This is a genomic window from Mesorhizobium sp. ISC15 (genome assembly GCF_037162615.1).
Lineage (GTDB): Bacteria > Pseudomonadota > Alphaproteobacteria > Rhizobiales > Rhizobiaceae > Mesorhizobium > Mesorhizobium mediterraneum.
In genome coordinates this window covers 1,411,472-1,430,026 of the sequence record NZ_JAVSPX010000001.1, presented here as the reverse complement: position 1 = coordinate 1,430,026, position 18,555 = coordinate 1,411,472, and the positions used below count along the sequence as shown (strand labels likewise).

Sequence of the window (18,555 nt, the reverse complement as noted above, 5' to 3'; positions counted from 1 at the left end):
CGTCGCCTTACGCCGCAGTGCTTCTGGCGGCGTCGACCCGCAGCCCGCCATGCTCGATGATGAAATCGATCACCTCCTGCAGACCCTTGCCGCGCGACAGGTCGGTGAAGCCGAACGGCCGCTTGCCGCGCATGCGGGCAGCATCTGCCTCCATGACATCGAGATTGACGTTCACATAGGGGGCGAGATCGCTCTTGTTGATGACCAGGAAGTCGGATCGGGTGATCGCCGGTCCTCCCTTACGCGGGATCTCCTCGCCCTGGCAGACCGAGATGACGTAGAGCGTCAGATCAGCGAGGTCGGGGGAAAATGTGGCGGCGAGGTTATCGCCGCCGGATTCGATGAAGACGATGTCGAGATCGGGAAATTTCTTGGTCATCTCGGCGATCGCCTGCAGATTGATCGAGGCGTCCTCGCGGATGGCGGTGTGCGGGCAACCGCCGGTCTCGACGCCGATGATGCGATCCTCGGGCAACGCTTGGAGCCGGGCCAGCATCATGGCATCTTCCTTGGTGTAGATATCGTTGGTGACGACGGCGATGGAAAACTCGTCGCGCAGTGACTTGCAGAGCTTTTCGGTGAGCGTGGTCTTGCCAGAGCCGACCGGGCCGCCGATGCCGATGCGAAGAGGACCATTGGCTTGGGTCATGCGGAAAACTCCGTGATGGCAAGAATGGCGAAGCCGAGCCCGATCAAAAGGCACAGCGGCGAATAATAGCGGACATCGAACCGCGCGAAAGGCTGTTCCGGCGTCAGCCGGCGCCACCAGGGCGTGAAACCGGCAATGCCGCGCCCGAGGAAGACCAGCGCGATGAGCAGCGCCGTGGCGGCAAGCCCGGCCTTGGGAAAGGGCGTGGCAAACACGCCTTCAAGCGCCATCGGCCACAGCGTCGCCAGGCCGAGGCAGGCAGCAACGGCAAAAGAAGCGAAGGGCGCCGGCATCTCGTCGACGCCGCGAAAGCCGACCACCGCGCGGGCGCAGGAGGCAGCGTCCCTGCCCGGCCAGATCCCGCCAATACCCCAATAGACATGCAGCGTGGTGATCAGCAGCAGGACGATTGAGAGAATGAAGGCAAGCACGATCATGAGCGGAACAGCCGGGAATACTGGGTTTCGTGCTTCATCGCCATGATGTCGGAGACGAAGGCGCAGCCGCCGAGATCGTCAAGCGTCGAATTGGAGGCACGGGACGCCGTTTCCAGTGCCAGCGGCTCGAAGCCGGCGAGCAGCGCGGTGGCGCCGGTCTGGCCGACGACGCCGAGCCGGATCGCCGCCTGGACGAGATTGGAAAAGAAACTCTGCAGGAAGGCCGACAGCGCGTCCTGCAGGGCAATTGCGTTGCCACCGGCAGTTGCGCCGACGGCGACGCAATAGGGGCACTCGGCCGGCAGACGGTCGAGCGCCTGGCACGGCCAGGCCGATGCCGCCTTCAGGAAGGCGGCGCCCTGCAGCATGGTCTCGGCATGGCGCTCGCGCGAGCCGGCCAAGGCCTCGGCGCGTGCGGCGATCTCGTCGAGATCACCGGCTTGCCGCGCGCGCCGCCAGCTTTCGGCAAACAGCACGGCATCGTTCCAGCCCGAGCCCATCTCGACCAGCGTCTCCAGCCATGCGGCGAGGTCTTTGCTGTCGGCAACCAGTCCGTCGTGCACGGCGCGTTCGAGGCCATGGCTGTAGGAAAAGCCGCCGACCGGAAAGGAAGGCGACAGCCACGCCATCAGCCGCAACAAGGCAACGTTGGAAGGCTGGTCAGTCATGATCATGGCCGTGCGAATGGCTGTGGGAGTGCGATTCGCTGTGGGCATGGGAATGCGCCTCAGCGTGGCTGTGTGCATGCGCCTCGGCATGGCCGTGGCCATGGCCGGAATAGGCACCGCGCACCGGCACGAACGGTTCGGAGACGTCGCGCACGGTCGCGCCCAGCCCTTCCAGCATCGCCTTGATGACATGATCGCGCAGGATGAGTATGCGTTCCGCCTCGATGGCGGCCGCCAGATGGCGGTTGCCGATATGCCAGGCGAGCTCGGTCAGATGAACAGGGCTCAAGGCGCGGATGTCGTAGAGCGGCTCCTCCGCGGCGATGATCTCGACATGGCGGCCATCCTCAAGCACCAGCCGGTCGCGATCGCCCAAAGCAACCGGCTCGGGCAGGTCGACCAGTATCTTGTCGCCGCCTGAAGTCTCGATGGCGCGGCGACGCAGGTGCCGCTCGTCATGGGCAAGCACGGCCCGATCATAGGGCGTGACCGCTCCCGCTTCGCCGGCGGCAAGCACGGAGACGGCACGCGGGAATTTGGTGAAGTCGGTGCGGATATCGAGCTTCATGTAACACCTGCCTTGCAAAAAGCTTAGTCCGTTCCAGGCATCGACCCAATGCCAGCGCATGACCCCGAAATCGAATTCGATTTCGGGAAGGATCATGCGCCAAGTCAAGTTTCTACAGCGTCCTTTGCGCGTCCGAAAGGACGCGCGGCGCTGTAGTCAAACGATCGTGTCGAAGAGCCGCAGGATAAACGATATCTGGTAGACGAGGGCGGCGGCGACAAAGGCGATGTGGAAGCGGCGATCGCGGACAAGCATCGCGATGATGCAAAGCGCGACGAACACCGGCGTGCGGAACAAATATTCAACGCCGAAGCGGGCAAAATGCTCGGGCCCTTTCAGAAGCGTGTCGATCACATCGAGCAAGTAAGTCGCCGCCAGCAGGCCGAAGAACCAGGCACGGCGCGAGTAGAAAAAATCCTCGTAGCTGGTGTAGTCCAGCATCGAGTCCGGAAACAGCAGCGCGCAGAGCAGGAACAGCGTGACTGCGTAGAAGATGATGAACAGGTACTTGCCGAAGGTCCAGGTCTCGATCTGAAACAGGCCGAACTCCCACCACCAGAAATGCACCAGCATCAAGAGCACCGACACAACCCAGGCCAGATGCACCGAATAGAGCCGGTACTGTCCGGGATGCTGGACAATGCGGGCCACCCCGGACAGCAGCCGCGTGACGCCAAGCCCGATCACCATGCCCAAGATGATGCGGATGTGGGGGAATATGTCGTGGGCGTAAGGGAGTTGCTGGTTCATAAACGCCCAAGGAGGATTCGGTGCAATGGGGCTGTTTAAAGCGTCGCGGTCTAAAGGCTTAATCGCGGATAAGTTGATCCGACGACCAAGGAGCGCCCGGAAAAAAATCGTGGTGGAGAATGTCTCTGATCGAATACGGGCAGTCGACAGGAAAATCCCGCTCGTTCAGACCCGTCTCGTCGGCCGTCTTTAGCCTCGCCATCCTGAATTCCTGTCCGAGCTGTTGCCCAGGATAAGCTTTCAGGCTTGGGCTTTCGTCGAGCAGGTTTTCGATCTGATATCGCTGCTCGCGGATTGAAATCAACCATCCTGCTTTACGCTTCTCGGGTTGAAATTGCCATTTGAGGAGGTGCAGTAGCAAGGTGCCCAGCCTGCTTCTGATCTCTCTGTTGTCACTACGCCCCAAACTCTCGATCTCCTCCGCCAGATTTTCTCGATCGAGGTCGGACAGACGACCTTCGCGCAGCAGCGCGCCTTGTTCGGCGCACCACTGAGCATAGTCGGCCTCGTAGGGCGTCAATTGCTGTTTTCGAAAAATCTTGTTCATCCAGCGTATATTGCTCCAAAGGGTCCAGATTTCCAAGCTGGAAGCAAAAGATGGAGCCGATCAGGCGATTCTCCGAAACGTTTTCAGCGCGGCGGTTGACAATCCGTGCACAGTTTTGGGCGAGCAGTTGACAGAACGCGCGCACTTTGCCGTCAGAGCATTTCCAAATTCATGAACTTTGGTGAAGTTGATTGGTTAGAACAAAAAGTACCTTTGTGCCATCGGCAGCACCGTGGCCGGCTCGCAGGTGAGCAATTCACCGTCGGCGCGGACCTCATAGGTTTCAGGGTCGACCTCGACATGCGGGGTGGCGTCGTTGAGCACCATCGAGTGCTTGCCGATGCCGCCGCGGGTGTTCTCGACGGCGACCATCTGCTTGTCGACGCCGAGCCTGCCGCGCAGGCCAGCGTCGAGCGCGGCCCTGGAAACGAAGGTCACCGACGAGTTGGTCATCGCCTTGCCATAGGCGCCGAACATCGGCCGGTAGTGCATCGGCTGCGGCGTCGGGATCGAGGCGTTGGGATCGCCCATCGGGGCGGCGGCTATCATGCCGCCGATCAGCACCATATCAGGCTTGACGCCGAAGAAGGCCGGGTTCCACAGGACCAGATCGGCGCGCTTGCCGACCGCCACCGAGCCGATCTCTTTGGATAGGCCATGCGCGATGGCCGGGTTGATCGTGTATTTGGCGATGTAGCGGCGGACGCGGAAATTGTCGTTGTAGCCGGTCTCCTGCGGCAGCGAGCCGCGCTGGCGCTTCATCTTGTCGGCGGTCTGCCAGGTGCGGATCGCCACTTCGCCGACGCGGCCCATCGCCTGACTGTCGGACGAGATGATCGAGAAGGCGCCGATGTCGTGCAAGATGTCTTCGGCGGCGATGGTCTCCTTGCGGATACGGCTTTCGGCAAAGGCAATGTCTTCGGGAATCGACGGCGACAGATGATGGCAGACCATCAGCATGTCGAGGTGCTCGGCCAGCGTGTTGACGGTGTAGGGCCGGGTCGGATTGGTCGATGACGGGATGACGTTGGGCAGGCCGCAAACCTTGATGATGTCAGGCGCATGGCCGCCGCCGGCGCCCTCGGTGTGGAAGGCATGGATGGTGCGGCCCTTGATGGCCGCCACCGTGTTCTCGACAAAGCCAGACTCGTTCAGCGTGTCGGTGTGGATCATCACCTGCACGTCGTAATCGTCGGCGACCGACAGGCAGCAGTCGATTGCCGCGGGCGTCGTGCCCCAATCCTCGTGCAGCTTCAGCGAGCAGGCACCGCCGAGCACCATTTCTTCAAGCGCCGCCGGCAAGGACGCGTTGCCCTTGCCCGACAGGCCGATGTTCATCGGGAAGGCGTCGAAGGACTGGATCATACGCGCCATATGCCACGGCCCAGGCGTGCACGTCGTCGCCAGCGTGCCATGCGCCGGGCCGGTGCCGCCGCCGAGCATGGTGGTGATGCCTGACATCAGCGCTTCCTCGATCTGCTGCGGGCAGATGAAATGGATATGCGCGTCGAAGCCGCCAGCGGTGAGGATCTTGCCCTCGCCGGCGATGATCTCGGTGCCGGGGCCGATGATGATGGTGACGCCGTTTTGCATATCCGGATTGCCGGCCTTGCCGATCGCGGCGATGCGGCCGTCCTTGAGACCGATGTCGGCCTTGAAGATGCCGCCCGACGCATCGACGACCAGCGCATTGGTGATGACGGTGTCGACCGCGCCTTGGGCGCGGGAAACCTGGCTCTGGCCCATGCCGTCGCGGATGACTTTGCCGCCGCCGAATTTCACCTCTTCGCCATGAAGGGTGAGATCCTTTTCGACCTCGATGAACAGCTCGGTATCGGCAAGCCGCACCTTGTCGCCGACGGTCGGGCCGTACATCTGGGCATAGGCGGCGCGGGTGATTCTAGCCATCGGCAATTGCTCCTGAAATGCGGCCCAAAATACAGCCGGTCGAAGCCCGGCCCCACATTGTCGCCATCCTATGGTCACGCAATGACCCGCTGGGCGACACTTTCCGATCCCATTTAACGTTTGAGGTGGCTGGGCCACCCCAAAACGACCGTTTGCCAATCGATGGAAAGGAAGATCCATGCGCAAAACGATACGTCTCGCAGCCGCCGCCACGCTCCTGCTCGCGACCGCTGCCAGCGCCCAGCAACAGCCTGCGCCGCAACCCGGTGAGCCGCCGGCTTCGCCCGCTCCCGCGGCGCCCGGCGCTCAGCCGGAAGTGCCGGCGATTCAGACCGTCAACGTCGTCGACATCGAAGAACTGCCCGAGGAAACGAAGACGAAGGTCAACGAAGTGATCGCCAAGCGCGGCGAGGACGGCCTGCAGAAATTGCGCAGCTCGATCGACGCGACGCCTCAGGTCAAGTCCGCGCTCGAAGCCAAAGGACTCACCTCGGCGCAAGTGATCGCCGCCAGCATGGACACCAATGGCGCGCTGACCTTGATCACCAAGAAAGCGAGCTGACGATGCGCTATGGCGGGCCGGCGCAAGGTCGGCCCGCCGCGTCGGGGAGGGAACCTTCGCAGGGCAGAACACGTTTCGATTTTTTGGCGTAGAAACGAGCCTCGAAAGAGGCTCCGAGAGCGAGCGATGGCGATCACCACCTTCCCCGACACAAGATGGCTGCATATGATTGCCGCAACTGCGTTTCTCGCGGCGAGCGTTCCCCAGGCCGCGCTGAATGCGCAGGGTCTCGAAGGCCCGGACACCGTCAACAGGATCATCGGCTCGGAGGTTGGGCAGGAAGAGACCAACACGGCTGTGGAAGCCGGCAAAGTCGCCACGGCGATCGACCGGACGCGTGAAAACATCGGCGCGGTGCGCAAGACGTCCAAGCTCGACAAGGTGGATATCGTGTTCCTCACCGATGCCGCGCGCACGGAAGGCGGTCCGCCGCCGGAGATCGAGACCAAGGTTAAGGAACATCAGGAAGACATTGCGGAACTGCGCAAGGAGATCGAGGCGAACGCATTGCTGTTCAATGCCATCGACTCGCGACGCGTGCTGACCGAAGACGTTCTCGCCGTGGAATTCGACGATCCCGGAAAGGTCGTCATCTACGCGGCGGCCAAGCCACCCAGCTGAGCCGGAACTGCTCGACGCCTTGGATATCACAGCGCGCCCATGATCTTCTGCTGAAACCCATAGACTTCACGCTTGCCGCCGAGCGGCACCAGCGTGACGTCGCGCTCCTGGCCGGGCTCGAAGCGCATGGCCGTGCCGGCGGCAATGTCGAGGCGCATGCCCCGCGCCTTGTCGCGATCGAATTTCAACCCCTCATTGGTCTCGAAGAAGTGATAGTGGCTGCCGACCTGGATCGGCCGGTCGCCGCTGTTGGCCACTTTCATCGTGATGGTCGGCTGGCCCTTGTTCAGTTCGATCTCGCCGCCTGCCGTGATAATTTCGCCCGGGATCATCGCCAGCCTCACAAGACGCCGAAGGCGAGGCCGGCACCGACGGCCGCACAGGCGCCGCCGGCGGCGCGCGCAAGGCCTGGGAACCTGATGCCGAGGCCAAGACCGGCAGCGAGGCCGGCGGCATGGAGCAGCGCAGTGGCGACGGCAAAGCCGGCCATATAACCGAGCCCGCTGGCGTTTTCAGGCACTTCGGTGCCATGGGCGTGACCGTGGAACAGCGCAAACAGGCCGATGATGGCGACGCCGGCCGAGACGGGAAGATCGACCGCAAGCGCGACCAGCAGTCCCAGCGCCACGACCGACGCCAGTATGCCCGGTTCGATGAACGGCAACGGCACCTGCAGCATGCCGAGGGCGCCGCCCGCCAGCATGACGCCGACGAATGCGAGCGGCCATGCGACAACCGCCTTGCCGCCCTTGAGGGCCGCCCACAGCCCGACCGCGATCATCACCGTCAGGTGGTCGAGGCCGGAGAGCGGATGCATGAAGCCGGCTGACCAGGACGAGGTCGTGCCGATGCCGACATGGGCATAGGCGGGCATTGCAGCGGCGAGAAGCAGGACCGCCGAGAGGGACGTGCGTTTGATCGTTGCGGGAACCATCGATATGCCTTCCGTTGTCAGGATCGTGCCGTCACGCGGCATCGCGGGCCGGACCGCAGCCCTCGGCTTTGAAGACGCGCTTTGTCGAAGCGGGATATTTCATCAGCATCGCCGCCGGCCGAATCGGGCGCATGGAGAAATTGCCGCCGCAATTCGGGCAGGCGCCGGCCAGCACATTTGCCACGCAATCGGCGCAGAAGGTGCATTCGAAGGTGCAGATCAGCGCGTCCGTTGCCTCAGGCGGCAGGTCCTTGTCGCAGCATTCACAGTTGGGTCGCAGCTCAAGCATTTTCCTCTCCTCACCTTATCGGCCTCACCTTATCGGCTCGTGCACGGTGACCAGCTTGGTGCCGTCGGGAAACGTCGCCTCGACCTGGACGTCGTGGATCATCTCGGCGATGCCCTCCATAACCTGCGCGCGGCTGACGACATGGGCGCCGGCCTCCATCAGCTCGGCGACCTGGCGGCCGTCGCGGGCGCCCTCGACGACGAAGTCGGTGATCAGCGCGATCGCCTCCGGGTGATTGAGCTTGACGCCGCGTTCGAGCCGCTTGCGCGCCACGATCGCCGCCATGGCGATGAGCAGCTTGTCCTTTTCCCTTGGCGTCAGGTTCATGCGTTTCCCTAGGATGGCTTAATCAGGAGTGGCGTAATCGGAATCAGAGTGACCATAATTTGGGCAGACCCGCCCGCCCGTTGAGCAATTCGACGAGCGGAACCAGCCGCTTGCGGAGCTGGTAGCCGTCCTCGGCAAACAGCCTCGCAAGAAGCTTGCCAGATTTCTTCACGCTCCAGACACTGGCGTCGCCCTGGCCGCCGATAATGTCCCGGGCCGGATCGAGCAAAGCCTCCACCCGCGGCGAGACCATCAGCACCGTCGCCATTGCTATGGCGCCGCCGGCCACCGCGGAACGGCCCAGAATGGCCGCAATGCCGGGCCCGATGCGGAAATCCTCGGCATGAACAAGCGTTCCGTCCTGACTGACGCGCCAGCGGTCGTGGAAGCTGCCATACGTCGCGCGTTCGCCCATGGCGAGGCGGCCGAAGACGGTCGCCTCGAGCACCAGCGCCTCGGCACCGGCGGCAAGCTCTAGGTCGAGCCTGCGGGCAAAGGCCGATCGATCGAAGACGATGGTTTCCTGCGGCAGCCAGGCGATGCGACCGCCAGCGTCGACCGTCAGCTTCACCCGCACCTCGGCGCGATCGGATGCGGCACGGTAGATCTTCTCGCAGGCCTGGGTGGTTATGGTGGCGGAGGCGCCGGCGCCGACATCGACCTCCCAGCCAAGGCGGTCGCCGCCGGTCAACCCGCCGGCGGTGTTGATCAAGACGGCCTCGAGCGGATCGGCCGAGACGGCCGGCATGCGGATCTTGGCGGAACCATCCTGATAGAGGCGCCGAAGACGCGTGCGGTCGCCATTCCTGTCGCAGCCAAGCTGCGCCATTCCGGCGACGCGCTGGGCCGGCAGCACCGAGGTCAGGCCATGTTCGATCGTATCCACGGCGCCAACGTTAAGCACAGCGGCGCCTTTGTCGATATATAGCTTGTTGCTTGACAACGTTTCGGTTTCTATAGAGGGAGCCACCTTGGTACTGTCATGCAGCGCCTGACGGGGTAAAAGGCGACGATGACGATTTTGAATCCGGGAAAAAAGGGGCGCTGATCCGTTGGCGTCGAGAAACGACAAGGTTGGGGAAGGAACCGAATGGCTGACCAGCTGGCAACGGACATCATCGCGAAGATCAAGGCTCATGCCGAGCCCGGTGGCGAAGAAATCACCACCACTACCGAACTGACCTCACTTGGCATCCATTCGCTGGAACTGACGGAGATCATCTTCGACCTCGAGGAACAGTATGGCATCGAGATCGAGATGAACACGGTCGACGCCTGGAGCAACCTGAAGAACGTCGGCGACATGGTCGAGGCGGTTCGCGCGCTGATCGCGAAAAAAGCCTGACTGAATGCACAAGCGCGTCGTCATTACCGGCATCGGCGGCCTATGCGGGCTCGGCACCAATGCACCCGCGATCTGGGGCGAGATGCGCGCCGGCCGTTCGGCCATCGGTCCAATCGTCAATTCGGAGCTGCATGACCTGAAAGTCAGGGTCGGCTGCGAAATCAAGACGCTTCCCGATCACGGTATCGACCGCAAGCAGGTCGTGTCGATGGACCGCTTCAGCCTTTTGGCGACGATCGCCGCGCGGGAGGCCGCGCAACAAGCCGGGCTGACCTCGCACGCAGCCAACACCTACAGGATGGGCGCCATCGTCGGCGTCGGCGTCTGCGGCTGGGAGGCGATCGAGGAGAGCTATCGCGCCATCCTGCTCGAAGGCAAGAATCGCACCGGGATCTTCACCGTGCCGAAAGTGATGCCGGGCGCTGCGGCCGGCCATGTCAGCATGGATCTCGGCCTGCGTGGACCGGTCTTCGGCATCACCTCGGCCTGCTCTTCGTCCAATCACGCGATCGCCTCGGCGGTCGACCAGATCAGGCTCGGCCGCGCCGATATCATGGTCGCCGGCGGCACCGATGCGCCGCTGGTCTGGGGCATCCTGAAAGGCTGGGAGGCGCTGCGGGTGCTGGCGCCTGACACGTGCCGGCCATTTTCGGCCGATCGCCAGGGCCTGGTGCTCGGCGAAGGCGCCGGCATGGCGGTTCTGGAAACCTATGAGCATGCGGTGGCGCGCGGCGCCACAATTCTCGCCGAAATTGCCGGGGTCGGCCTTTCCGGCGATGCCTCCGATATCGTCGCGCCGACCATCGAAGGGCCGGAGGCGGCGATGCGCTTCTGCCTCGTCGACGCGGGGCTCAATCCGGAAGACATCGACTATCTCAATGCGCATGGCACCGGCACCAAGGCCAACGACCAGATCGAGACGGCGGCGATCAAGCGCGTCTTCGGCGACCATGCCTACAGGCTTTCGATCTCGTCGACCAAATCGATGCACGCCCACTGCCTCGGCGCGTCGGGCGCCCTGGAGCTGATCGCTTGCGTGATGGCGATCCGCGACGGCATCGTGCCGCCGACGGCCAATTTTCGCGAGGCCGACGCCGATTGCGATCTCGACATCACGCCGAATGTGGCGCGCGAGCGCAAGGTGCGCGTTGCGATGAGCAACAGCTTCGCCTTCGGCGGCACCAATGCGGTGCTGGCGGTCAAGGCGGTCTGACCGCAGGCGGTTCACGGCTGGTTGTCCGGGCACGGCGAAACTTTTCAGCCGTCATATTGATTCGGGCCGCCCGTCACGCTTATTTCTCTGCGACCCGCCCCTCCCGCGTGCGCGCAAAAATCCCCGCCCAGGAGTTTTCGATGACCGACCTGTCCGCCTTTCCGATCGCCACGCGCTGGCCGGCCAAACATCCCGAACGCATCCAGCTCTATTCGTTCCCGACGCCGAACGGGGTGAAGGTGTCGATCGCGCTGGAGGAACTCGGCCTGCCATACGAGGCGCATGCGGTGAACATCGGCAAGGACGAAAGCTGGACGCCGGAATTCCTGTCGCTGAACCCCAACGGCAAGATACCGGCGATGATCGATCCGAACGGCCCGGGCGGCAAGCCGATCGGGCTTTTCGAATCCGGCGCCATCCTGCTCTATCTCACCGACAAGACCGGCCAGCTGATCCCGGCCGACCCGGTGCGGCGTTACGAAACGATCCAGTGGGTGTTCTTCCAAATGGCCTCGATCGGGCCGATGTTCGGCCAAGTCGGCTTCTTCCACAAATTCGCCGGACGCGAGATCGCCGATAAGCGCCCGCTGGAGCGCTATCGCGACGAGTCGCGGCGGCTGATCGGCGTGCTCGAGACGAGGCTGAAGGACCGCAGCTGGATAATGGACGACGATTACACAATCGCCGATATCTCTATGCTGGGCTGGGTGCGCAATTTGATCGGCTTCTATGAAGCACGGGAACTTGTCGGTTTCGACGACTTTCCCAATGTCGCGGCATGGCTGGAACGCGGCCTTGCGCGACCGGCCGTGCAAAAGGGCCTCAACATCCCCGCTCGGGGCTGACCGAACCGGCCGGTAGCGCAGAAAGGACGGCTCGGCCTATTTGGTTTTAGCGCCGCCCTTGCCCATGGCTGCCTTTGCCCATGACGGAAGCGGCAAGGGACGCAGCGCCCCGGGCCGCGGCGACAACCGCGCCGGCCGCAACATTGGCCGTCGCCTTCACGGTGCGCATTGCGCTGTCTGCCAAGCCGCCATTTGCCGATTTCCTGGGCTCCGATTTCCTGGGCTTGGCGTGTTTTGCCGTGGCCTTGGCAGCGCCCGGCATCACTTTCCTCGGCGCCGCCTTGCCGAAAGTAGGCTTTGCATCCTTGGAGCGGGCGGCGACCGCCGGGACGGCGCCTGTCTTTGATTCAGTTGCCTTTGATCGAGTCGCCCTGCCCTTGCCGGGCGCAGGCTTTCTTGCCTTGGTTGCCATCGGACAGTTTCCCTTATGTCAGCATCATTGCCGTATCTGACATAACGGTCGGAAAGTCCTAAGGTTCCGGCGGGCCGTGCTGCGCATCAAGCGTGATCGCCAATCACCAGATCGGCAGGGCGGCGGCGGGCAAGCACGCGGTCGATGTTGGGCATGTCGTTGGAGGCGATCCAGGCGCGGGCATCCTCGTCGGAGCGGCCATGCTCGTGCCATCGCTCAAGCAGACGGCGCTCGAGCTCGGCACGCGGCACATCGACGAAAATAGAGAAATCGAACAGCGGGGCCAGTCGCGACCAGGGTTCTTCGTCAAGCAAGAGATAATTGCCTTCGACCAGGATGAACTTGGTGTCGGCAGCGATGATCGAGGCGGCGGCGCGCGACAATTCCATGCTGCGGTCGAACACCGGAATGGCGATGTCGGGCTCGCCCGCGCGAATGCGCTTCAGCAAGGTTTCGAAGCCGGCAAAGTCAAAGGTTTCCGGAGCGCCCTTTCGCGCGCGCAGGCCGCGCCGCTCAAGCACGACATCGTCGTAATGGAAGCCGTCCATGGGCACGATTTCGGCCGTGCCTTCCGGCAGCAGTTCATGCAGGCGGGTCGACAGCGTCGACTTGCCGGCGCCCGGAGGGCCGGCGATGGCGACAACAAAACGCTGCGCCTTGCCGGCGCGCTTGAAGATGGTGGCGGCGAGATGAGCGATCTCGGACATCGGAGCCTTTCTGGCTGGTGTTTTCGATCGCATCTTGGCGATAGTTTGCCGGAATTTCAAATCCCGGACTGGTGTTGTCCAGGGTAGTCGCTTCAGCAATGATCGCTTGCTACTTGTGTTGAAGACCGACCAATTGTCGAGGGCGGCGCCACTGCCCCCTCATCCGGCCGCTTCGCGGCCACCTTCTCCCCGCTGGGGAGAAGAGAGGTAGGAGCCGGCGCTGCCGATCTCCTCTCCCCTCGGGGAGAGGTCGGATTGCCCCGAATTGCTCTTTGCAATTCGGTTGGCAATCCGGGTGAGGGGACAGCGCCAACGCTCGCAATGGAAGGCGAACTCCAACCTGAAGCGATCGCCCAGGACACTCAGGCTGGGACCGACCTGCCGAGCCGCAGGAAATCGCCGTCGAAAGCGATATCTTTGGTCGAACCGTCGGCAGCCGTGAGGCGCACGTGCCCCTGCGCGGTGGTGATGTCGCGCGGCGGCTCGCCGCCGGCTTCTTGGGGCAAGGCGCCGATGATATGGCGGAACGAGACGTTGCGGCCTTCGCCAAGGGCAAAGGCGGTCGCCACCCCTTCCCGCTTCAGCCAGTTGTCGCCCAGCGAGGCGGCATGGCCGAGCGCTGTGCGGCCATCCTCGATGCCGAGCACGCCGCGATGACGGCCGCTCCACGGCGCGTAGTCGCGTCCGCCATTGCTGACCCACAGCATGGTGACCGGCAGCTCGGCCGGGTTCTTCAGCACCAGAACGAGATCGGCTTCCGCCTTTCGCGCCAGCGCGGTCCAGCCCGGCCCGCCATGGTCGGCCTCGACCAGGGTGACGAAATCCTCGCGGCTCTGGTCCATGCGGTATTCGGTCAAGTCGAGTGTGCCGCCATCGGCGGCGGGAAAATGCGTCAGGTCTGCTGAGCGGGCCGGATAGGCGAAGAGAAAACGGCCGCGGGCTGGATCGGGCTCCAACGGGTCGTCCGGCGTTGCCGCAAACCGCTTTGGCGAGAAAGCCAGCTTGCCGCCGTCCTTCATCACCGTCATCGGATGATGGGCGACGGAAATCGCGCCGGAACCGCCGGAAAAGACATGTTCCTGATAGAGAAACGGGTGGTCGTCGCGCAAGGTGAGGATCTTGTCGACCGTCGCGCCCATGACCTTGTGCTGCAACCTGAAGACCGCGCGCCAGCCATCGGCAGTCGCCTCGCTGCCGACGACATCCCACGGGCTGTTGGCCGGCCAGCCATGCAACGGCGCTTCCTCGACATCGCTGCGCGAAAACGGCGCGCAGAGAAAATCGCCGGACAGGCGAACGGTGCCGGCGGGCAGGTCTTGCGGCAGCGTTTCGCGCGGCTCGTCGATCCACGGCGCGCGATGCAGCGGTTTTAGCCGGCGCCCGTCGATATCGACCACTATCTCGGCGAGATGGCCGACGGTGAGATCGACCGACACCGAAATGCCCTTTGCCTTGATCGTGAGCGTATCCATGGCGCACCTGCTGATTCTGTCGGCGCCAGCAAACCCGCTCGATGCCGGTTGCGCAAGCCGCGTGGTCGGCATTTTACGTCAGGCAGCTCTGGCGTCGGCGCAGCAGATCGCCTTACTGCCGCTTGTATTCCCGCACCGGCGACTGGGTGCCGTCGGTGTAGGTGACCTGGACCGACATCGACTTCACGTCGTCGGCGACCTTGAAATAGGGCTGGTAGTCGTAGGGGATGGCGTAGGGATCCTTGGGGTCGCAGGCCGGCATCTTGATCTCTTTGTCGAGCGCCGCGCCGTTCAGGCCGTAATGCACCGCCTTGATGGCGCAACGGTAGGACAGCATATGGCTGAAATAGACCAGGCCGCGGTTGCCGCTGGCGTCGAAGGCGATCCACGACGTCCAGAACTGGTCGAGGATCTGCTTGTTGCCTTGCTGAAGTGCCATCTCGGGGTCGAAGCGGATGTCGAACGGGCCGGTCTCGCGGCCGCTGACATCGAGATATTTGATGGCGATGCTGCCGGCCGCGGTGCTGTCGGGCAATTCGAAGCTCGGATTGGGCATCGGCTTGCCGGTGGTCTGGTCGTTGAGCGCCAGGAAGCCGGTTTCGGTGAACGGGCCGCTGTCTCCCATGCGCCATGAAATGCCGGTCGCCGGCTCGGGAATGGAGATGGTCATCGACCAGCCCTGGTTCGAGCGCATCGGCGTCAGCGTCGGGGCAAAGCGCTTTGCATCGAGCACGTCGCCAAGCGCTGCCAGCCGGCTGCGGCTGCGGTCGAGCCAGTCGGCGAGCTGGGTCTGGTCGACGAAATATTTGAGCAGCCCGCCATCCTTCTCATACGACAGGAACTTGGTCAGCGCCGTCGCCTCGCTGCGCTTGTCGGACAGCGCCTGGAAGCCGAGACGATCTTCCGAAAACTCCTGCGACAGCAGGAAATAGGCCGGCGCGAAATCGGGATTGGCGGCGACGAAGGCGTTGAGCTTTTGGAGACGCTGGGCATCATCGAACTGCAAGGCATGGACAAGCTTGATCGACAGCGCCTTACCCTTGTCGGCCAGTGCGCCGAACACCTCGCGGGCACCGGCCTTGCCATCCTGCACCCGGAGCAGAGTGGCAAAGCGCGTATAGGGGTCGATGGCGTCGACATCGAAGCCGGCGAAGGCGAGGTAGGAGCGCCGGGCATTGAGCATGTCGCCCGACAGTTCATAGACGCGGGCATTGTGATAGAACTCGTCCGGCCGCTTGGGCTCGGCGATCGCCCCGCCCCGTGCGGCAAGTGCGGCAAAACCCTTGGCGATGGTGTCGATCGAGACGGCGATCTGCTCGGTCGTCGCCTGCAGCTTCTCGGCCTGCGCCTGCTGCTGCTGTTGCCCGGCAGCCACGGTGTCGGCCAGTGTGTCGGTTGTCTGCTTGACCGCTTCGACGGTCTTTTGCGTCTCGGCACCCTGCTCGGTCTGCTGCTGCTGGACCGAGGCGATCTCGTCGGTCTTTTGCAAAACCTTGTCGGTCGATTGCTTGACCGTCTCGACGGTCTTTTGCGTCTCGGTGACGGTCTGCTCGATCTTCGCCACCTTGGCCGAGACAATGCCCATCGAGCGCTGCAGCTCGGCCACGGCCGGCACCAGGCCGGCGACCAGCCCGTTCTGGGTATTCGTCTGCTTTTGAACGGCAAAGACGCCACCTGCGACCGCCGCCGCGGTGCTGGCGAAGACCAGCGCCGGCAGCGCCTTGGCCGCCAGCACCAGCCGCAGCACAATGGCGATGGCGATGATCACCGCGGCGATCGCGGCGACCAGCGCGATATAGGCGGCGAACGGCGCCAGCGGATTGAGGATGTCGGAAATGAAGCCGCCGACAAAGGCAACCCCGGTGGCCCATCTGCCGGTGCGGCCAAGAGATGCCCTGATAAGCGACGGCGCAGCGCCGCCCATGCCGATACCGCCCGCCATGCAATCCACCAAATACCCCAATGCCGCGCCCTTTCTAGCCGGAGCGCGACCCCGTGGGAAGATCAGGACAGGAAACAGGCGATTGCGGCGGCAGGTGATCGACGGCGCAGGCGCGGAAATGCGTTTATCCGGGGATAACCCTGGGCAAGGCCAGTGTTAACCAAATGGACGGCGCTTTTCAGTTACGCTAGTTTCCCACTCGTTTCAGCAACAGTCTACCTTCAGAACAGATCCATCTTGTCCAAACCGCGCCTCTTTCCGCTCATCCAGAAACTTGTCGCGGCGTTTGCGCTGCTGGGGCTCGTCGCCGGCTGCGCGACGACGCCGCCGGAGACCATGCTGGCGGTGCCGGCGGCGCCGCAGAAATATGCGGCAATCGTCATCGACGGCAGCTCCGGCAAGACGCTGTTCGAGGTGAACTCGACGGCGCCGCGCTATCCGGCGTCGCTGGCCAAGATGATGACGCTCTACCTTCTGTTCGAGGCGCTGGACCAGGGCCGCGTCAGCAAGACGACGCTGATCCCGGTGTCGGACAACGCCGCCAGGCAGCCGCCGACCAAGCTGCGCTTCAGGCGCGGCGAGGCGATCGATGTCGAGTCGGCGATCCGGGCGATCACCGTCAAATCGGCCAATGACGTGGCGGTCGCCGTCGCCGAATATCTCGGCGGCAGCGAAGACGCGTTTGCCGCAATGATGACGGCCAAAGCGCGCCAGATCGGCATGCGCAGCACCGTCTTCCGCAACGCTTCGGGCCTGCCGGACGGCGTCCAGCAGACGACGGCGCGCGACATGGCGGTGCTCGGCATGGCGCTGCGCGCCCGCTTCCCGCAGCATTTCCACTATTTTTCCGAAAGCGACTTCATGTTCCGGGGCAGGCTGGTGCGCGGCCACAACGACATGCTCGGCCGCGTCCGCGGCGTCAACGGCATCAAGACAGGCTATATCAGGGCCTCAGGCTTCAACATCGTCACCTCCTACGATGCCGACGGCCGCCGGCTCATCCTCGTGGTGATGGGCGCCGACAGCGCGCGCCAGCGCAACGACCACGTCGAGGCGCTGATCCAGCGCAACCTGTCGCCGGCGTCGAATACGACGACAAGGTTGCTGTATGCCGAGGAGTAGGGGCGGCGTTCGGCAGTGATGGGGGGGCTCGTGGTTTCAACTTGACAGGTGACGGCAACTATGCTAGGAATTTATTCATGGTGCTGATTTGCGCCAACGACCCGCCCGCCGAGGCGGGTTTTTCGTTTTAGGCTTCGGCGCCATTCTTCATAGGTCCGATAAAACCGCAGGTTTGCCGGTCTTCAGGCTTGCTTCCCGCACCTTCGAGGGTCATGGCAGGCTCCAGATCGTGGGCCTCCGTGGAATGAGCAATCCGAAAAATGCGTTATTCCGAGTTCGCAGCCTTGCCGCCGGCCACTTGCCCGTTGAAGCTTGCCCCTGCTTCCGCTAAGAAGCCGTGGCTGGCCGGTTTACCGGCTGGTTCGTTTTCCGGATCGTCGATCCCGAAGGCACCCGTAGCTCAGCTGGATAGAGCGCTGCCCTCCGAACCGTCCCCGCTGCGCATTACTTTCAGCAAGACAAAGCTTCTCCAACGCATACGATTCGTGCGATATTCCAAATCAGACACCAGCTATCAACTCTGTTCTCGAGATTCTACGAGGCGATTGGCTTCCTGCTTCTCAAACATTCTTACTCGGACGATAGCGCCACTGATAGCGGCTTGAGCCAAGGTAATCGTTCCTTCACAAAAGCGACCTGATATATATTCGTCTGTCTCATCGTTATTGTCATTGTATAGGCATTTCTGCTTAACAATATCCAGATCTCCCCTCAACAGCCAAATAAGTGCGTCAACCCTACTTAAGCGATGTTTCGTGGAGATCAACACAGGCTTGCGAGCGTAACTTTCTTCCATTGCCTCAATCATCGATACTCCATTACCTTCTCCTATGGGAACAAGAGAAACTGTGAATCCACACCCGCGCAAAACGTCGAATATTTCATCAAAAGGAAATAGCCATAGGACTGCCTCGGCAGCAGACCTTTGTTTCTGCTTGTGAGGAAATGAAGTCTTCTTTTTGACTAACTTGGGAGGGTTGATCTCCTGTTGCAATGCAGGATGCTCGAGGAGAAACTTCCCAACCTCTTCAATGGCCAAAATCGCAAGTGCAACAGCTGTTTGTATCGCCTGCCCTTGCGAAGGAATTGCGCATCCCGAAAGAGCCGGTCAGCGTTGTTAAGCGCGGGATATCGCCGAATTAGCGTCTGTCTGTCTAGCATCTAGCTATTGCACTTCCTCTGCCGCCGCCACTGTCGGCAGAGGAGGATCTTTTTCAGGTGTGAATTGCATCATTGC

General features: G+C 62.8%; 23 protein-coding genes. 7 read left to right on the top strand and 16 right to left on the bottom strand.

What is annotated here, in order from left to right:
• Nucleotides 1-7: 7 nt before the first annotated feature.
• From ureG to ureC, 7 genes are all read right to left on the bottom strand, one after another.
• Nucleotides 8-649 carry an urease accessory protein UreG gene (gene ureG, locus RPG13_RS07125; protein ID WP_337124751.1) on the bottom strand — a complete coding sequence of 214 codons (642 nt, stop codon included), beginning with the start codon at nucleotides 647-649 and terminating at the stop codon, nucleotides 8-10.
• A complete protein-coding gene (locus RPG13_RS07120) occupies nucleotides 646-1,086 on the bottom strand; it encodes a DUF3995 domain-containing protein (RefSeq protein ID WP_337124750.1) in 441 nt (146 codons plus the stop codon). The genes ureG and RPG13_RS07120 overlap by 4 nt, the downstream gene beginning before the upstream one ends.
• Nucleotides 1,083-1,754 carry an urease accessory protein UreF gene (locus tag RPG13_RS07115; protein WP_337124749.1) on the bottom strand — a complete coding sequence of 224 codons (672 nt, stop codon included), beginning with the start codon at nucleotides 1,752-1,754 and terminating at the stop codon, nucleotides 1,083-1,085. Before RPG13_RS07115 ends, RPG13_RS07120 begins: the two co-directional genes overlap by 4 nt.
• Nucleotides 1,747-2,322, bottom strand: coding sequence for an urease accessory protein UreE (locus RPG13_RS07110; RefSeq protein ID WP_128241712.1), 576 nt, complete (start codon nucleotides 2,320-2,322; stop codon nucleotides 1,747-1,749). The genes RPG13_RS07115 and RPG13_RS07110 overlap by 8 nt, the downstream gene beginning before the upstream one ends.
• Nucleotides 2,323-2,478: 156 nt before the next feature.
• Complete coding sequence (locus tag RPG13_RS07105; protein WP_095484601.1) at nucleotides 2,479-3,072, bottom strand: hypothetical protein; 594 nt, start codon at nucleotides 3,070-3,072, stop codon at nucleotides 2,479-2,481.
• Nucleotides 3,073-3,130: 58 nt separating this feature from the next.
• A complete protein-coding gene (locus RPG13_RS07100; protein ID WP_337124748.1) occupies nucleotides 3,131-3,619 on the bottom strand; it encodes a DUF29 domain-containing protein in 489 nt (162 codons plus the stop codon).
• Between the two features lie 195 nt (nucleotides 3,620-3,814).
• On the bottom strand, nucleotides 3,815-5,527 hold the full coding sequence (gene ureC / locus RPG13_RS07095; protein ID WP_337124747.1) for an urease subunit alpha: 1,713 nt from the start codon (nucleotides 5,525-5,527) through the stop codon (nucleotides 3,815-3,817).
• Between the two features lie 178 nt (nucleotides 5,528-5,705).
• Here ureC and RPG13_RS07090 point away from each other — a divergent pair, with 178 nt between their 5' ends.
• Nucleotides 5,706-6,089 carry a hypothetical protein gene (locus RPG13_RS07090; RefSeq protein WP_095484604.1) on the top strand — a complete coding sequence of 128 codons (384 nt, stop codon included), beginning with the start codon at nucleotides 5,706-5,708 and terminating at the stop codon, nucleotides 6,087-6,089.
• A gap of 126 nt (nucleotides 6,090-6,215) precedes the next feature.
• Nucleotides 6,216-6,710: a hypothetical protein gene (locus RPG13_RS07085; protein WP_292397694.1), complete on the top strand. Its 495-nt coding sequence runs from the start codon at nucleotides 6,216-6,218 to the stop codon at nucleotides 6,708-6,710.
• A 26-nt stretch (nucleotides 6,711-6,736) separates the two neighbouring features.
• Here the strand turns inward: RPG13_RS07085 and RPG13_RS07080 are convergent, their stop codons facing one another.
• From RPG13_RS07080 to RPG13_RS07060, 5 genes are read right to left on the bottom strand one after another with little or no spacing between them, the layout of a single operon-like run.
• Nucleotides 6,737-7,042, bottom strand: a complete 306-nt coding sequence (locus RPG13_RS07080) for an urease subunit beta (RefSeq protein ID WP_077374464.1) — start codon at nucleotides 7,040-7,042, stop codon at nucleotides 6,737-6,739.
• 8 nt (nucleotides 7,043-7,050) lie between these two features.
• The gene (locus RPG13_RS07075; protein WP_127291327.1) at nucleotides 7,051-7,644 is read right to left on the bottom strand and encodes a HupE/UreJ family protein; all 594 of its coding nucleotides are present in this window, start codon (nucleotides 7,642-7,644) and stop codon (nucleotides 7,051-7,053) included.
• A gap of 31 nt (nucleotides 7,645-7,675) precedes the next feature.
• Nucleotides 7,676-7,933, bottom strand: a complete 258-nt coding sequence (locus RPG13_RS07070; RefSeq protein ID WP_292503136.1) for a DUF1272 domain-containing protein — start codon at nucleotides 7,931-7,933, stop codon at nucleotides 7,676-7,678.
• 24 nt (nucleotides 7,934-7,957) lie between these two features.
• Nucleotides 7,958-8,260: an urease subunit gamma gene (locus RPG13_RS07065; RefSeq protein ID WP_095484607.1), complete on the bottom strand. Its 303-nt coding sequence runs from the start codon at nucleotides 8,258-8,260 to the stop codon at nucleotides 7,958-7,960.
• A 43-nt stretch (nucleotides 8,261-8,303) separates the two neighbouring features.
• Nucleotides 8,304-9,089 (bottom strand): urease accessory protein UreD, encoded by a 786-nt coding sequence (locus RPG13_RS07060; RefSeq protein ID WP_127205566.1) that lies wholly within the window; start codon nucleotides 9,087-9,089, stop codon nucleotides 8,304-8,306.
• Between the two features lie 261 nt (nucleotides 9,090-9,350).
• On the opposite strand from RPG13_RS07060, the gene RPG13_RS07055 reads away from it, so the two are divergent.
• From RPG13_RS07055 to RPG13_RS07040, 4 genes are all read left to right on the top strand, one after another.
• The gene (locus RPG13_RS07055; protein ID WP_126104109.1) at nucleotides 9,351-9,605 is read left to right on the top strand and encodes an acyl carrier protein; all 255 of its coding nucleotides are present in this window, start codon (nucleotides 9,351-9,353) and stop codon (nucleotides 9,603-9,605) included.
• Nucleotides 9,606-9,609: 4 nt separating this feature from the next.
• Entirely contained in the window at nucleotides 9,610-10,818 is a 1,209-nt protein-coding gene (locus RPG13_RS07050) for a beta-ketoacyl-[acyl-carrier-protein] synthase family protein (protein ID WP_127291330.1), read from the top strand.
• A 140-nt stretch (nucleotides 10,819-10,958) separates the two neighbouring features.
• Nucleotides 10,959-11,663, top strand: a complete 705-nt coding sequence (locus tag RPG13_RS07045; RefSeq protein ID WP_127205561.1) for a glutathione S-transferase family protein — start codon at nucleotides 10,959-10,961, stop codon at nucleotides 11,661-11,663.
• A gap of 143 nt (nucleotides 11,664-11,806) precedes the next feature.
• Nucleotides 11,807-12,115 carry a hypothetical protein gene (locus tag RPG13_RS07040; RefSeq protein WP_164759219.1) on the top strand — a complete coding sequence of 103 codons (309 nt, stop codon included), beginning with the start codon at nucleotides 11,807-11,809 and terminating at the stop codon, nucleotides 12,113-12,115.
• Nucleotides 12,116-12,161: 46 nt separating this feature from the next.
• Here the strand turns inward: RPG13_RS07040 and RPG13_RS07035 are convergent, their stop codons facing one another.
• The 3 genes from RPG13_RS07035 to RPG13_RS07025 all read right to left on the bottom strand — a co-directional run bounded on the left by RPG13_RS07035 (nucleotide 12,162) and on the right by RPG13_RS07025 (nucleotide 16,196).
• Nucleotides 12,162-12,782: a nucleoside triphosphate hydrolase gene (locus RPG13_RS07035; RefSeq protein WP_126104113.1), complete on the bottom strand. Its 621-nt coding sequence runs from the start codon at nucleotides 12,780-12,782 to the stop codon at nucleotides 12,162-12,164.
• A gap of 362 nt (nucleotides 12,783-13,144) precedes the next feature.
• A complete protein-coding gene (locus RPG13_RS07030) occupies nucleotides 13,145-14,254 on the bottom strand; it encodes a hypothetical protein (RefSeq protein WP_337124746.1) in 1,110 nt (369 codons plus the stop codon).
• Nucleotides 14,255-14,366: 112 nt separating this feature from the next.
• A complete protein-coding gene (locus RPG13_RS07025) occupies nucleotides 14,367-16,196 on the bottom strand; it encodes a methyl-accepting chemotaxis protein (protein ID WP_337124745.1) in 1,830 nt (609 codons plus the stop codon).
• 237 nt (nucleotides 16,197-16,433) lie between these two features.
• Here RPG13_RS07025 and RPG13_RS07020 point away from each other — a divergent pair, with 237 nt between their 5' ends.
• Complete coding sequence (locus RPG13_RS07020; protein WP_337124744.1) at nucleotides 16,434-17,318, top strand: D-alanyl-D-alanine carboxypeptidase family protein; 885 nt, start codon at nucleotides 16,434-16,436, stop codon at nucleotides 17,316-17,318.
• A gap of 514 nt (nucleotides 17,319-17,832) precedes the next feature.
• On the opposite strand, the gene RPG13_RS07015 is transcribed toward RPG13_RS07020, so the two are convergent.
• Entirely contained in the window at nucleotides 17,833-18,384 is a 552-nt protein-coding gene (locus RPG13_RS07015) for a hypothetical protein (RefSeq protein ID WP_337126991.1), read from the bottom strand.
• Nucleotides 18,385-18,555 lie beyond the last annotated feature (171 nt).